General features: G+C 62.3%; 11 protein-coding genes and 3 tRNA genes. 2 read left to right on the forward strand and 12 right to left on the reverse strand.

Features of this window, described 5'->3' with window-relative positions:
• Positions 1-429 precede the first annotated feature (429 nt).
• The 7 genes from D3F03_RS16290 to uvrC all read right to left on the reverse strand — a co-directional run bounded on the left by D3F03_RS16290 (position 430) and on the right by uvrC (position 6946).
• Positions 430-505: transfer RNA gene (locus D3F03_RS16290), tRNA-His, on the reverse strand.
• Positions 506-542: 37 nt separating this feature from the next.
• On the reverse strand, positions 543-2468 hold the full coding sequence (locus D3F03_RS16295) for a SurA N-terminal domain-containing protein (RefSeq protein WP_119110501.1): 1926 nt from the start codon (positions 2466-2468) through the stop codon (positions 543-545).
• A 57-nt stretch (positions 2469-2525) separates the two neighbouring features.
• A tRNA-Val gene (locus tag D3F03_RS16300) sits at positions 2526-2601 on the reverse strand.
• Between the two features lie 16 nt (positions 2602-2617).
• Entirely contained in the window at positions 2618-2890 is a 273-nt protein-coding gene (locus tag D3F03_RS16305; protein ID WP_106444936.1) for an HU family DNA-binding protein, read from the reverse strand.
• Positions 2891-3183: 293 nt separating this feature from the next.
• Entirely contained in the window at positions 3184-4269 is a 1086-nt protein-coding gene (locus D3F03_RS16310; protein WP_119110502.1) for a tartrate dehydrogenase, read from the reverse strand.
• A 70-nt stretch (positions 4270-4339) separates the two neighbouring features.
• Positions 4340-4906, reverse strand: a complete 567-nt coding sequence (gene pgsA / locus D3F03_RS16315) for a CDP-diacylglycerol--glycerol-3-phosphate 3-phosphatidyltransferase (protein WP_119110503.1) — start codon at positions 4904-4906, stop codon at positions 4340-4342.
• 63 nt (positions 4907-4969) lie between these two features.
• A complete protein-coding gene (gene uvrC, locus D3F03_RS16320) occupies positions 4970-6946 on the reverse strand; it encodes an excinuclease ABC subunit UvrC (RefSeq protein ID WP_119110504.1) in 1977 nt (658 codons plus the stop codon).
• A 55-nt stretch (positions 6947-7001) separates the two neighbouring features.
• On the opposite strand from uvrC, the gene earP reads away from it, so the two are divergent.
• Positions 7002-8141: an elongation factor P maturation arginine rhamnosyltransferase EarP gene (gene earP / locus D3F03_RS16325; protein ID WP_119110505.1), complete on the forward strand. Its 1140-nt coding sequence runs from the start codon at positions 7002-7004 to the stop codon at positions 8139-8141.
• A 140-nt stretch (positions 8142-8281) separates the two neighbouring features.
• A complete protein-coding gene (gene efp, locus D3F03_RS16330) occupies positions 8282-8836 on the forward strand; it encodes an elongation factor P (RefSeq protein WP_119110506.1) in 555 nt (184 codons plus the stop codon).
• Positions 8837-8905: 69 nt separating this feature from the next.
• Here the strand turns inward: efp and rimO are convergent, their stop codons facing one another.
• The 5 genes from rimO to D3F03_RS16360 all read right to left on the reverse strand — a co-directional run bounded on the left by rimO (position 8906) and on the right by D3F03_RS16360 (position 14651).
• Entirely contained in the window at positions 8906-10297 is a 1392-nt protein-coding gene (gene rimO / locus D3F03_RS16335; RefSeq protein WP_119110507.1) for a 30S ribosomal protein S12 methylthiotransferase RimO, read from the reverse strand.
• Positions 10298-10343: 46 nt separating this feature from the next.
• On the reverse strand, positions 10344-10880 hold the full coding sequence (gene phaR / locus D3F03_RS16340) for a polyhydroxyalkanoate synthesis repressor PhaR (protein ID WP_119110508.1): 537 nt from the start codon (positions 10878-10880) through the stop codon (positions 10344-10346).
• Between the two features lie 468 nt (positions 10881-11348).
• Positions 11349-11425: transfer RNA gene (locus D3F03_RS16350), tRNA-Val, on the reverse strand.
• 65 nt (positions 11426-11490) lie between these two features.
• Positions 11491-13686, reverse strand: a complete 2196-nt coding sequence (locus tag D3F03_RS16355) for a RelA/SpoT family protein (RefSeq protein WP_425453163.1) — start codon at positions 13684-13686, stop codon at positions 11491-11493.
• Positions 13687-13700: 14 nt separating this feature from the next.
• Positions 13701-14651: an alpha/beta fold hydrolase gene (locus D3F03_RS16360; RefSeq protein WP_119110510.1), complete on the reverse strand. Its 951-nt coding sequence runs from the start codon at positions 14649-14651 to the stop codon at positions 13701-13703.
• Positions 14652-14711 lie beyond the last annotated feature (60 nt).

Raw genomic sequence — 14711 nt, forward strand, 5'->3', positions numbered from 1 at the left:
ACCTACTTCACCCGCCGCACCACCGCATCCAGCAAACCCCTCTCGGGGCTTACCTGCCGTCAGCAGCGCAGCCTTGCATTGTAGTACGGGTTTTTACTCGAAGGCAAGATTGAGCTAAAAAATTTCTTCTTTGGCGAATTATTTTCGTCCCGCAACTAACGTTCCGAAGAAGCAAAAAAGCGATGGTTGCCCCGAAGCAGTCGATGAAACAAAGCCCTACCGCCGTTTCAAGTTGGGGCAAAAATGCTTGCCGACAGCGTCACCGACCCACGCGATCTAGAACCCCAGCAACAAACAGGCAGGGCTGCACGACTACCGCTTCCAATCTCTATTGACGAACAACCCAAGGTTTTCAGTTGGTGCGAGCTTTTGTAGCGTGGCTGCCAAAAATGACGAAAGCCCTTGATTATCAAGGGCTTTCAAACTATTTGGGGTGGCTGATGGGGCTCGAACCCACGACAACAGGAATCACAATCCTGGACTCTACCAACTGAGCTACAGCCACCGTAGAGCTTTAAATTATACGATGAATTTTCCAGGCATCAACCCTTTGCAGCCGGAGATGCTTCCGGGCGAGGAACTTTGATTTGCGCCTTGAACCGCTGCTTGAGCAACTCGTAGTAAGCAAGCGCCTCGGCATTCGTCCACCATTGCAGATACTGCTGGCGCCTCTGTGTTGCTACATTCTCAGTAGGTGCTTTTTCATCGATCACGCGGGTGATCTGCGCCACCAAATACCCCTGCGCCCCAAGGTCGACGCCCACCCATGCAGGGAGTTTTGTCTGATCTTCGCTCATCACTTTTTCCACAAGCGCAGGCGGCTGGCTGTGGGCATCTTGGCGGGAAACCACAAGCGGAGCCGACAGTGCGCTGCTCGCCAGCCCAGCATCCTTGCCCCAGGCAGCACGCTTCGCCTCGCCTTCGGCGCGGGCCAATTCAGCCGATTTTGTGGCAACGAACAAGCTGCGAACTTTGTCGCGGGCCTCATCAAATGACAGGGTTCGCGCAGGCATGTACTGGGTAATTCGCGCAGAAGCCAATTGACTCGGGCCAACCTCTATGGCCTCGGTGTTGCGCTTGTCTTTTACCGAATCGGCAGAAAACAACGCGCTCAGGAGCTTTGCGCTGGCCAATGCACCTTCCGCGCCAACAGCAGGCACCCGCGTCACACCGGTGGCCGTGTGCAGTTTGAGTTTGAGCTTTTCCACCACCGGTTGCAGGCTGTCGGACTGCTCGTAGACCAGGTTGGTAAAGGTCTCCGCAACTTCAGCAAACTTGCGCTGGACCTGCTGCTGTTTGAGTTGGCCTTCGATCTCGGCACGCTTCTCTTCAAACGTAGGAACGGACGGCTTCTTGATGTCCGTGAGCTTGATGATGTGGTAGCCGAAATCGCTCGTCACCACGTCGCTGATAGCGTTCTTTTCAAGGCCGAACGCGGCGTCCTCAAATGGCTTGACCATAGCCCCGCGGCCGAAAAACCCGAGATCGCCACCCTTACTGGCGGAGCCTGGATCTTGAGAGTTTTTCTTGGCAACTTCCGCAAACGTCTCAGGGGCCTTGCGCACCTGCGCCAGGAGCGCTTGCGCACGTTCCTTGGCGGCAGCACGTTCGGCAGCGGGAGCATCCTTGGCAACAGCTATCAAAATATGGCTGGCGCGCCGCTCTTCCTTGCCTGACATCTGCGCAAGATTTTCCTTGTAATACGTCTTGAGGTCGTCTTCACTCAAGACGATCCCGGCACGCACGGCATCCAGATCCAGCACCACATACTCTACATTGGCTTGCTCCGGCAGCTTGAACTGGTCGGTATGGTCCTTGTAGTAAGCCTGAAGGTCTGCGTCGCTGACCGCCACCTTGGATGCGAAATCCTTGGGATTGAAACTTGCTACCCGAATTTCTCGCTGCTGGAACAAGGGCGCCAGTGTGATCTCGGCTTGTGCGGGCGTGACAAAGCTGGTGGACATGATGCCGCCCAGCACTTGGTTGATTGCCAAATCGCGCCGCATCGACGCTTCAAAACCCTCTGGCGTCATGCCTTGCGTCGCCACAAGTTTGCGGTACGCCTCGGCGTCCAAGCTACCGTCAGGGCGGCGCAGCGCAGCAATTTGGGGGATCTCCTGTAAGGCGCTGGCAAGCCGGGTGTTGCTCGGCTGCAGATGCATTTTGGTCGCCGCAGCCTGCAAGACACGGTCACGCACCAACCTTTCCAGCGTGGCATAGCGCGCCTGTGGCGAGTCGAGCAGTGCGCCGTCAATCCCTGGCTGCTGGGCACGAATACGGTCGGATTCCGTGCGGTGGGCGTTGTCCCACTCGGCTTGCGTGATGTCATGCCCATCCACACGCGCCACCACCGGGCTGCTGCCGGAGAAATACTTGGAGTCGATACCAACGAGCACGAACGACGGAATGATCAGCAAGAACATCACGAGCATCGCAATTTTCGAGTGCTTGCGGATGGATTCAAACATGGGCCGGTCTTTCAATGACAAAAAGAAAAGGCGAACTCGCGTTCGCCTTTGAATCAGTGGTGGGTGCTGACGGGGTCGAACCGCCGACCTACGCCTTGTAAGGGCGCCGCTCTACCAACTGAGCTAAGCACCCCACCTTGATCTGTGTGTCAGTTCAAAGCATCTTTCAACGCCTTGCCTGGACGGAACTTCGGAACTTTAGCAGCCTTGATTTTAATCGCAGCGCCGGTTCGCGGATTGCGGCCGGTGCGCGCAGCGCGTTTACCCACCGCGAATGTACCAAAACCCACGAGGGACACCGTACCACCCTTTTTCAAAGTCTTCTTGACTGCCTCAATGGTCGATTCCAAAGCACGCGCAGCGGCAGCTTTGGACAGATCGGCGTTGTTTGCGATGTGCTCAATGAGTTCGGTTTTGTTCACAAGGTGCCTCTCGGGATATACGGGGTTGAATGTCTCTTGGTTTTCTGGCCGTTGCCTGCCCGCAAGCTTGCGACTGCGCACGAATAGCGCAGAGGCGAGTTGGACAGGGTGAGCACCCGTTGGTGCTGCCGATCAGATTAAAACCACCGGGATTCGCGGTGTCAATACGAGCCGCTCGCGGCCCGCGGGAAGCCTGAATTCTAGCCGCATTCGAGGGAATGCCCAGACAGTTCGCGGGCTTCGCGCGTGTTTCGGCCACAGGGCAAATCCCGTATTGACATCGGCCTTGCGCATCACAGCAGCTGGGCGATGGCTCGCCCCACGTCCCGCGTGCTGGCCGTGCCGCCCAGATCGGGCGTACGCGGCCCGTCCGCTTGAGGATCCAGCGCAGCCTCAATCGCGCCCAACATGGCGTCGTGCGCGGCGCGGTAGCCCAGGAAATCGAGCATCAACGCGCCGCACCAGATTTGCCCGATGGGATTGGCAACGTTGCGCCCCGCAATATCCGGCGCCGAGCCATGCACCGGCTCGAACAGCGACGGGTGAACGCGTGCGGGGTTCAGGTTGGCACTGGGCGCGATACCAATAGTGCCGGTACACGCGGGGCCGAGGTCGCTCAGGATGTCGCCAAACAAATTGCTGGCCACGACCACGTCAAAGGCGTCCGGACGCTGCACGAAATGCGCCGTGAGGATGTCGATATGGAACTTGTCTACGCGCACGTCCGGGTACTCGCGCGCCATGGCGGCCACACGCTCGTCCCAGTAGGGCATGGTGATGGCGATGCCGTTGGATTTGGTCGCGCTGGTGAGGTGTTTTTTGGGGCGCGAGCGCGCCTGCTCGAAGGCGAAACGCAGCACCCGGTCTACACCGTGGCGCGTCATGACCGTCTCCTGCACGACGATCTCACGCTCGGTGCCCTCGAACATGCGCCCGCCGATGCTGGAGTATTCGCCCTCGGTGTTCTCGCGCACGATCAGCATGTCGATCTCGCCAGGGGCCCGAGCGCTGCCGTCGGGGCGCACCACGGGCGCTATTACACCAGGCATCAGACGCGCCGGCCGCAGGTTCACATACTGGTCGAACTCGCGCCGGAACAGGAGCAGAGAGCCCCAGAGCGAGATGTGGTCGGGAATCTTCTCGGGCCAGCCCACAGCGCCGAAGTAGAGCGCGTCGTGGCTGCCGATTTGCGCCTTCCAGTCGTCGGGCAGCATCTTGCCGTGGCGCTCGAAATAGTCCCAGCTGGAAAAGTCGAAATGGTCGAACTGCAGGTCGATGCCAAAGCGCGTGGCGGCGGCTTCAAGCACGCGCAGGCCTTCAGGGACGACCTCTTTGCCGATGCCGTCGCCAGCAATCACGGCGATGCGGTGTTTGGCCATCAATACTCCTAAAATAATAGCTATTAACGCTTATCCATAAAGCGCTAGAGGCCGATTTTGCCTATATTTTTTACTTCACCCTGGCGCGAATTTCCGGCAGGGCTTTTTGCAGGTAATAGGCCATGGACCAGACGGTGAGCACGGCGGCAATCCAGATCAGCCAGCGCCCCACCACACCCGAGTGAAGCCCCGCAGGCAGCGGGCCGTCATAGAGCAGAAACGGAATCGCCACCATCTGCGCCGTGGTCTTGAGCTTGCCCAGCATGTGCACCGCGACGCTGCGCGAGGCGCCGATTTGCGCCATCCATTCGCGCAAGGCGGAGATGGCAATTTCACGCCCGATGATGATGAGCGCGACGAATACGTCGGTGCGTTGCAGGTGCACCAGTACGAGCAGCGAGGCGGCCACAAGGAACTTGTCGGCCACCGGGTCGAGGAAGGCGCCAAAGGCCGAGGTCTGGTTCAGGCGCCGGGCCAGAAAGCCATCGAGCCAGTCGGTGGCGGCAAACACCACGAACATGACGGTGGCGATGAGGTTGCGCGCTTCGGCGGAGAGCGGCAGGTAAAACACCCCCACGATCAACGGTATCGCGACGATGCGCGTCCAGGTCATGATGGTGGGAATGGTCCAGAACATGGCGCTGATTGTGTCACGCGCGCGCTGGTCACATACAGCTCGCCGGGAGCTGGCGGGCAATGCTCAGCGCAGCGCGCGGTAGATGTCCTGCGCCAATGCGGGCGATATGCCATCGACCGTGCACAGGTCGGCCACACTGGCTTCGGCCACGCCGCGCACGCCGCCAAAACGTTGCAGCAGGCGCGCGCGTTTCTTCGGGCCCACGCCGGCGATATCTTCCAGCCGGCTGCCCCCCGTGCGCACGCGGGCGCGGGCCGCGCGCATGCCGGTGATGGCAAAGCGGTGCGCTTCGTCGCGGATCTGCGCCACCAGCATCAGCGCGGCCGAATCCTTGCCGAGGTAAACCTTCTCGCGTCCGTCGGCAAACACCAGTTCTTCCAGGCCCACCTTGCGCCCCTCGCCCTTCTCGACGCCGACGATGCGCGAGATGTCGAGGCCCAGCGCGGCAAACACCTCGCGCGCCACGCCGACCTGGCCGCGGCCGCCATCGATCAGCACCAGGTCGGGCAGGCGCGCGCTGCCCGGCGCGGGCTCTGCACCGCCCGCTTCGCGCTGCGCCTCGGCGACCTTGCCGTAACGCCGCTGCAGCACCTGGCGCATGGCGGCGTAGTCGTCACCGCCGGTGATGCCATCAATGTTGAAGCGGCGGTATTCGCCGCTTTGCATCTTGTGGTTCTGAAACACCACGCACGACGCCTGGGTCGATTCGCCCGCCGTGTGCGAGATGTCGAAACATTCAATGCGGAGTATGTCCAGATCGTCCTGCGACAGGTCCAGCGCCTGCGCCAGCGCGCGGGTGCGCGCCTGCTGCGAGCCTTCTTCGGCAAGCAGGCGGGCGAGCTGCAGTTGCGCGTTGTTCTGCGCCATATCCAGCCAGGCGCGGCGCTGCTCGCGCGGCTGGTGCACGGCAGTGATGCGCACGCCCGCTTGCTCGCTGAGCGCGTCAAGCAGGCTGCGCCCGACCGGCTCGCTGGTGACGAGCACCGGCGGCACGGGTACGTCGAGGTAGTGCTGGGCGATGAAGGCCTGGAGCACCAAGGCCTCCACCGGCAGCGCGAGGCCAACGTCGTCGTCATCGGCGCCCTGCCCTGCATCCGCTGCCTCGGCACGCGCTTCCTGCAACGCGGCAGCATCGTCCACATGCACCGGAAAGTAAGCACGGTCGCCCAGATGCCGGCCACCGCGCACCATGGCCAGGTTGACGCAGGCGCGCCCGCCTTGCACGCGCACGGCAAGGATGTCCACGTCCTTGTCGCTCGTTGTCTCCACCGATTGCTGGTGCAGCACGCGCGAGAGCGCCGTGATCTGGTTGCGCACGTCGGCGGCCTGCTCAAATTCAAGCCGCTCGGCGTGCGCCAGCATGCTGTGCTGCAAGGCCTCCATCACCGCCCCCGCTTCGCCGCGCAGCAGGGCTTCGGCGTGAGCGACGTCCTGCGCATACGCCTCCGGAGAAATCAGGCCCACGCAGGGCGCGCTGCAGCGCTTGATCTGGTAGAGCAGACAGGGGCGTGTGCGGTTGGCAAACACCGTGTCCTCGCAGGTGCGCAGGCGAAACACCTTTTGCAGCAGCAAAATCGTTTCCTTCACCGCCCAGCCGCTTGGGTAGGGGCCGAAGTAGCGGTGCTTTTTGTCGGTGCTGCCGCGGTAGTAGGCCAGGCGCGGAAAGCGCTGGCTCGGGTCGTCCCCCGTGCCGTCTTTTGCCGCGACGCCGGTGATCTTGAGGTACGGGTAGCTCTTGTCGTCCCGAAACAGGATGTTGTACTTGGGCTGCAGCGTCTTGATAAGGTTGTTTTCCAGCAGCAGCGCCTCGGCCTCCGAGCGCACCACGGTGGTCTCCATGCGCACGATGCGCCCCACCATATGGCCGATGCGCGTACCGCCATGGGTTTTGGTGAAGTAGCTCGACACCCGTTTTTTCAGGTTGCGCGCCTTGCCCACATACAGCAGCCCCCCATCCGCGTCGAAATAGCGGTACACACCAGGCAGCGGCGGCAGCGCGGCCACCTGGGCCAACAAGTCTTCGGAATGCGCTTCGGACATGGCGCTATTGTGCAAACTTGGCTGGCAGCCCACACGAGCCGTGGACAATTCACGCATGAGCACCCTGCCCTCCCACCATGTTCCCCCCTGGCAATGGGATGTGTTCTGCTGCGTGATCGACAACTTTGGCGACATCGGCGTGTGCTGGCGACTGGCCAGCCAGCTGGCCGCCGCTGGCCAGCGCGTGCGCCTGTGGGTGGACGACGCATCCGCGCTGGCCTGGATGGCCCCAGGCGGCGCAGCGGGCGTTGAAGTGCGCAGTTGGGGCGCATTTCCTGCTGCAAACGAACCGCCCAGCGACGTGCTGGTGGAGGCCTTTGGCTGCGAGATTGCTCCCGACTTCATAGCTGCATGCGAAGACCGGGTAAGCGCTGGCGCCAAAAAACCCGTATGGATCAATCTGGAATACCTCTCGGCGGAATCCTGGGTGCCGCGCCACCACGGCTTGCCCAGCCCGGTCCTGCACGGGCCGGCGGCCGGCTGGACCAAGTGGTTCTATTACCCCGGCTTTGGCAAGGACACCGGCGGCCTGTTGCGGGAACGCGGCTTGATGGACCGCATGCAAGCCTTTGATCGGGGCGCCTGGCGACGCCAACATGGGGGCGACGCACCGGGGCAAGAGCCGCGCTGGGTTTCGCTGTTTTGCTACGAACCGCCAGCGCTGGGCGACTGGCTGCAGCAATGCGCGAGTGGAGCAACAGCGCCCACCTGCCTGCTGGTCACGCCCGGCCGTGCGCAGCGCGCCGTGCAAGTGGCGATGCAAGAAATTTCAAATGAAATTGGCCTCCAGCGCTTATCTGGTATGCCTGAGCAGCTACATATTTTGAATATGGATGCGCGCCCCCAGCCAGCGTACGACGAGCTGCTCTGGGCCTGCGATCTGAATTTTGTGCGGGGTGAAGATTCGCTGGTGCGCGCGCTGTGGGCGGGCCAGCCGCTGGTGTGGCACATCTACCCGCAGGACGACGGCGCGCATGGGCCCAAACTGGATGCGTTTCTCGACTGGCTGCAGGCACCGCCCAGCCTGCGCCATTTCCATCGGGTGTGGAACGGCCTGGCACCCGGAAAGCTGCCGGTGGTGGACGCTGCGCTGCTACAAAATTGGGGCACATGTGTCCGCGCGGCACGTGAACGTTTGCTCGCACAAAACGATTTGTTGACCCAACTACTGGGTTTTTGCGCAAGCAAACGCTAAAATCGCAGGCTTTGCGCAATCAGCGCCGGCTGCATTTTGCTCCGGCGCAGCGCATTCCCCGCCGCGGAACATGCTCCGGCGCGGCTGCCTTCCGGCACGCTAGCGCTTCGCATTGAGCGGCCAAAACCCAGCACTACGCTATGAAAATCGCTCAAGAAATCCGCGCCGGCAACGTCATCATGCACGGCAAAGACCCCATGGTTGTCCTTAAAACCGAATACTCCCGCGGCGGCCGCAACTCGGCCACGGTGCGCATGAAGCTCAAAAGCCTCATCGGCAACTTCGGCACCGAAGTGGTGTTCAAGGCCGACGACAAGATGGACCAGGTCATCCTCGACAAGAAGGATTGCACCTACTCCTACTTCGCCGACCCAATGTACGTCTGGATGGACCCTGACTACAACCAGTACGAAGTCGAAGCCGAGAACATGGGCGACTCGCTCAACTACCTCGAAGACGGCATGACGGCCGAAGTGGTGTTCTACGACGGCAAGGCCATTTCCGTCGAACTGCCGACCAGCGTCGAGCGCGAAATCACCTGGACCGAGCCCGCCGTCAAGGGCGATACGTCCGGCAAGGTCTTGAAGCCCGCCAAGATCGCCACCGGCTTCGAAGTGCCGGTGCCGCTGTTCGTCTCGCAAGGCGACAGGATCGAAGTTGACACCCGCACGGGCGAATACCGCAAGCGCGTCTAAACGCGTTCGGCGCCCATCAAAAAGGCTTCCCTCGGGAAGCCTTTTTGCTTGCCGCACGGTCTATTCTGCTCAGATGGGTTGTGCTACCAGGTCATGCCCCTGCACGCCAACGATGCGCGCGCGGGTGAATTCGCCCACTTTGAGCTGTTTGCTGATCTTTTCGGGCGGCAGCAGGTGCACCACGCCATCAATTTCGGGTGCATCGGCGTAGCTGCGGCCCACGCCGCCCTTGCGCCCCATGGCCGGCGCGTGGTCCACCAGCACCTGCATGGTGGCACCCACACGGCGCCGGAGCTTGGCAATCGACACCTCTTCGGCCACCGCCATGAAGCGCGCGCGGCGCTCTTCGCGCAGCTCGATGGGGAGCATGCCCGGCAGCCCGTTGGCGGCAGCGCCCGCGACGTCGCTGTAGGCAAAGCAGCCGGCGCGGTCGATCTCCGCCTCGCGCAGGAAGTCCAGCAGGTGCTGGAACTCTTCTTCCGTCTCGCCGGGGAAGCCGGCAATAAAGGTGCTGCGGATGACGATTTCCGGGCAGGCGGCGCGCCAGCGCTCGATGCGCTCGAGATTTTTCTCGCCGCTGGCTGGGCGCTTCATGCGTTTGAGCACATCGGGGTGGCTGTGCTGGAACGGCACGTCCAGGTACGGCAACACCTTCCCGGTGGCCATCAAGGGGATGATTTCGTCCACGCTCGGGTAGGGGTACACATAGTGCAAGCGCACCCAGGCGCCATAGGGCTCGGCGATCTCGCCCAGCTTTTGCACCAGCTCCAGCATGCGTGTCTTGACCGGCTGGCCATCCCAGAAGCCGGTGCGGTATTTCACATCCACGCCGTAGGCCGAGGTATCCTGGCTGATGACCAGCAGCTCTTTGACGCCGCCGGCAAACAGCGCCTTGGCCTCCGCCAGCACGTCACCCACCGGGCGCGATACCAGGTCGCCGCGCATCGAGGGGATAATGCAGAAGGTGCAGCGGTGGTTGCAGCCTTCGCTGATCTTCAGGTAGGCATAGTGGCGCGGCGTGAGCTTGATGCCGGCCACGCCAAAGGCTCCGGGAACCAGGTCGACAAAGGGATCGTGCGGCTTGGGCAGGTTGCGGTGCACCGCGTCCATCACCTCCTGGGTCGCGTGCGCACCCGTCACGGCGAGCACGCTGGGGTGCATCTGCTGCACATAGTTGCCGCCGCTCTCGCCTTGGCGCGCGCCCAGACAGCCGGTGACAATGACCTTGCCGTTTTCGGCCAGCGCATCGCCAATGGTGTTGAGGCTCTCGCGCACCGCGTCGTCAATGAAGCCGCAGGTATTGACGATCACCAGATCGGCGCCCTCGAAGGTCTTGGACGTCTCGTAGCCCTCGGCGCTCAGTTGCGTGAGGATCAATTCGGAGTCGGTCAGATTCTTGGGGCAGCCCAAACTGGCGAAACCGATTTTGGGAATTTTGGGTGGGGAAACAACGTCGTTCATCCCCATATTGTCCTGTACCGCCAGAAAACAGCGGAGGAAACACGCGTCAGCGCTTCAAACCCATGGCGCCGAGCATCTGCTCGGTCTGCTTTTGCATCTGCTCCTGCATTTGAGAAAACAAGGTGCGCGACTGCTCGGCGTAGTTGCCCATCAGGCCCGGCACCATGGGCGACTGGCCACCCATGAACTGCGTCCAGGCTTCGGGTGTCATGCCGTGTGCCTGCTCGGCCAGCTTGGCCTGGATGTCGGTGAACGCCTGCACGTTCTTCTCCAGGTAGCTGCCCATGAAGCTCTGCATGGCATGGCCGTAGAAACGAATGATGTTGGCCAGCGCCGCCTCGGTGAACATGGGGCGGCCGCCCGCCTCTTCTTCGAGAATGATTTGCAGGAAGATGCTGCGCGTGATGTCTTCCCCCGATTTCGCATCGCGCACCACCAGCGGCTGGCGCTCCATGACCAATTGCTTGACCTCGGCCAGCGTAATGTAGGTGGAGGTGGCGGTATCGTAGAGACGGCGGTTCGGGTATTTCTTGATCACGCGGACGGTCGCGTGGCTCGAAGCGGCGGATGCTTGCTCAGTCATGTGTGGATATTTCCCTGGGCATCGCCCTCTATTGCACTGCAACAGATTCTAGGCAGGTGCTCTGCCCTAACCGCGCAGGAATACCCTGAGCATGGCGACATGCTTCGCACGGCTGGAGGGATCGTTGGACGACAGACGCCCGCCCTCGCTCTTTCGCAATCGCCAAATACTCACCGCTGGAGGCTCCCTACGCCCAATCCTGACTCCCAAGACGTCCAAGAAGCCGAAAAAAGTGGCACTGTGCCCGAAGCACTGGAAGAAGAAACCCCGTCAGATGTAACTCGCATTGAGCGGGAGGATGCGGTCGGCACCAACCCTGAAACGGGCCGCCCCAAAGTGCAAAAAGGTGTGGACACCAGCGTCACACCAAGGCAACAGCGGTACTGGACTTGGTCAGGTTCCGGTAAAGCGCGGCCATAGAAAAAGGGGTCAGCATGTCTGCTGACCCCTTGATTTCATTACCATTTCTGGTAGGCGCGATTGGACTCGAACCAACGACCCCCACCATGTCAAGGTGGTGCTCTAACCAGCTGAGCTACGCGCCTGCGTGTATTCGAGAAGCTGAAATTGTAGCAGTAAAAATCGACCTTTCAGCCGAGTTGAATGCGCTTTAGCGTCTGCGCGCCGAATGCACACCCGCGACCTGCGCGACGGTACCCAGCACTTTGGAGAGCCGCGCTGCGTCGACAATTTCAACGGTAAAGGTCATCCAGGCCGTTCCTTTGACAGACTGCGTCTTGACACCAATCACGTTCATTTTTTCTTTGGCAAAGATTTCAGAAATATCGCGCAGCAAACCCTGGCGGTCGGCCGCTTCCACCGCCACGTCCACCGGATAGAACGCAGCATTGGCACTGGCCTTGGGAAGGCCCCACTCCACCTCGATCACGCGCTCGGCATTGCGGGCGGCCATCTCGCGGAAATTGCGGCAGTCGGAGCGATGAACGCTGACCCCTTTGCCCCGCGTCACGAAGCCGCGAATATCATCTGGCGGCGCCGGTTTGCAGCAACCCGCCAGTTGCGTCATCAGCGAATCCATGCCCACCACCAGTACGCCGCCTTTGAGCGCCTTGTCGGGCGCGCGCGCTTTTTTCAGAGGCAGGTAGTCGTCGGGCTGCAGCGCAGGCTCAGGCGGGCGCAGCAGATTTTCAATGTTGCGCAGCGAGAATTCGTCCTTGCCCACCACCTCAAACAAGGCGTCGGCCGAGCGAAAACCCAACTGGCTGGCAAGCTCTTCGAGCCGCATCGCGGTCTTGCCTTCGCGCTGCAAGAGCTTTTCAACGGCCTCACGCCCGCGCGCGATGGTCTCGTGCTGCAGTTGCGCATTGAACCAGGCGCGGACCTTGGCGCGTGCACGGTGGCTGGTGAGGTAGCCAAGCTCGGCGTTGAGCCAGTCGCGCGAGGGGCCGCCTTCCTTGGCCGTGGTCACCTCCACCGTCTGGCCGTTTTGCAACTGCGTGTTGAGCGACACCATCGCGCCATCGACACGCGCGCCGCGGCAGCGGTGGCCGACGCTGGTGTGCACCGCATAGGCGAAATCCACCGGCGTTGCGCCCTGTGGCAATTCGACGATGGCGGCATCTGGCGTCAGCACATAGATGCGGTCATCGAACAGATGGCGGTGCTGCGGCGCCCCCGAGAAATCACGCTCCCATGCGAGCAACTGGCGCAGTACGGCGATCTTGGCGTCGTACTCGCTGCTGGCCGACACACCGGCATAGCCCTTGCTGCCCGCTTCCTTGTAGGCCCAGTGGGCCGCCACGCCGCTTTCGGCATGGTCGTGCATGGCCTGGGTGCGAATCTGGATCTCGACGGCCTTGCCCAGCTCGTCGCGCACGATGGTGTGCAGCGACTGGTAGCCGTTGGGCTTGGGTTTGGCGATGTAGTCGTCAAACTCCTCGACCAGCGGGGTGAAATGGCTGTGCACCCAGCTGAGCGCCTGGTAGCAGTCTTTCACACTCGGGACGATCACGCGCAGCGCGCGCAGATCGAACAGTTGCTCGAACGCCAGCGATTTGCCACGCATCTTCTTGACGATGCTGTAGATGTGCTTGGGCCTGCCCTGTACGGTGGCGCTGATGCTGTGGGCGCGCAGGGCCGATTCGACTCTGGCACGCAGTTGCTCCATGTACAGCTCTCGCTCGGCACGCTTCTCGTCGAGCAGCCGCGCGACTTCCTTGTAGGTGTCCGGTTCGAGAAAACGGAACGCCAGATCTTCCAGCTCCCACTTGAACTGCCAGATCCCCAGCCGGTTGGCCAGGGGCGCGAACACATGCAGCGCTTCGTGCGCGATGGCTGGCGACACCGGGCGCTTGCTCGCTGCATAAAAGCGCAGCGTCTGCAGGCGCGACGCCAGGCGCAGCATCACCACGCGCAGGTCGCGCGAGAACGCCAGCAGCATCTTGCGCACGCTCTCGGTCTGCTCGCCAGGGTCGTCTGGCGCGCGCGCCTCGCGCGCCTGCTCCTGCAGGTGCATGAGTTGCGTGGTCTCCACCGCCAGCGTGGCAAAGTTGTCGCCAAACGCCTTGGCGATGACCTCGCGCGGACGATTGAGGTGCGGGCAGGTGTGGACCAGGTAGGCGGCCGCCTGCATGGGTTCAGAGCCGCCAATGCCCTTGAGGATGGCGGCCACGGCATCGGCGTGCTCCAGCGCGTTCTCACCGGTGCCCAGCAATTCGCTGCCGATCAAGGGCTCGGCAAACGCGCGCGCGCGCACCAGCGCATTCGCCTGCTCGGGCACCGCGCCAGCGGTGGCGGCCACCAGCACGGGAACCGTCGATTCGCCAGAGGCACCAGGCTGCACCATGGCCATCACGTTTTTCATGCGCTGCCTTTCGGCGGCGGTGCCAACAAGAAGCGGGTCACCGCCTCGACCTGGCCAGGTGCCACCAGCGTTGGCGCATGCCCGACGCCTGCAAACTCGACACACCGGGCCTTGGGGCCGCGCTCTGCCATGGCCTGCACGGTGGCAGGCGACAGCAAATCGGACTCGGCGCCGCGCAGCACCAAAGTCTGCGCGCTGATCGCGTCATAAAGCTGCCACAGCAGCGCTTCGCCCTTTTCGGCGGCCTCGCGCGTCAGCGCGCGAAAGGGCTGTGCAATTGCTGGATCGTAGTGCAGGCGGTACTGCCCTTGCGGCGTTGTGCGCAGCATGGGGCGAGTCAGCGCCATCCATTGCTCCGGCGTGTGCGGCCCAAAGCTGGTGGACATGTCCCACAGCTGTGCAGCCGCCTGCTCGGGCGAATCAAAGCGCAGTGGCGCGCCCAGGTACTGGCCAATGCGCTCAAGCGCTGACCACTCGATGGCAGGCCCCACATCGTTGAGCACCAGGCGGCGTACGGGCACCGGCAAAACGCCGGGCGGCAGGCTGGACACCACCATGCCGATCAGGCCGCCCATGCTGGTGCCGACCCAGTCCAGCGCATCAATAGGGGCTTCCTGGTGCAACTGCTGGAGCATGGCGAGCATGTCGCCCGCGTACTGCTGCACGTCATAGGCCATGGGGTCAGCAAGCCAGTCGCTCTCGCCCCGGCCGACGACATCAGGGCAGACAACGCGGGCGTGCGGCGCCAGCGCACGCGCCAGGGTATCGAAATCGCGCCCCTGGCGCGACAGGCCATGCACGCAGACCACCACCTGCGGGTGCTTGGGGTTGCCGGTGGCATTCCATTCCCAATACGCCATGCGGTGGCCGGGAGTGGTCTCGCCGTCTTCGGCGCGGACCGCCTGGGCGCCGGGGCAGCGTACGTAGTTCAGCCTAGGTTCAATCATGGTGTCGGGGAGGCGTACGCTCGCTGGATAATTGCTCGATCGCATCGTAAATCATCCGGA

It is taken from the genome of Simplicispira hankyongi (assembly GCF_003570885.1).
GTDB lineage: Bacteria > Pseudomonadota > Gammaproteobacteria > Burkholderiales > Burkholderiaceae_C > Simplicispira > Simplicispira hankyongi.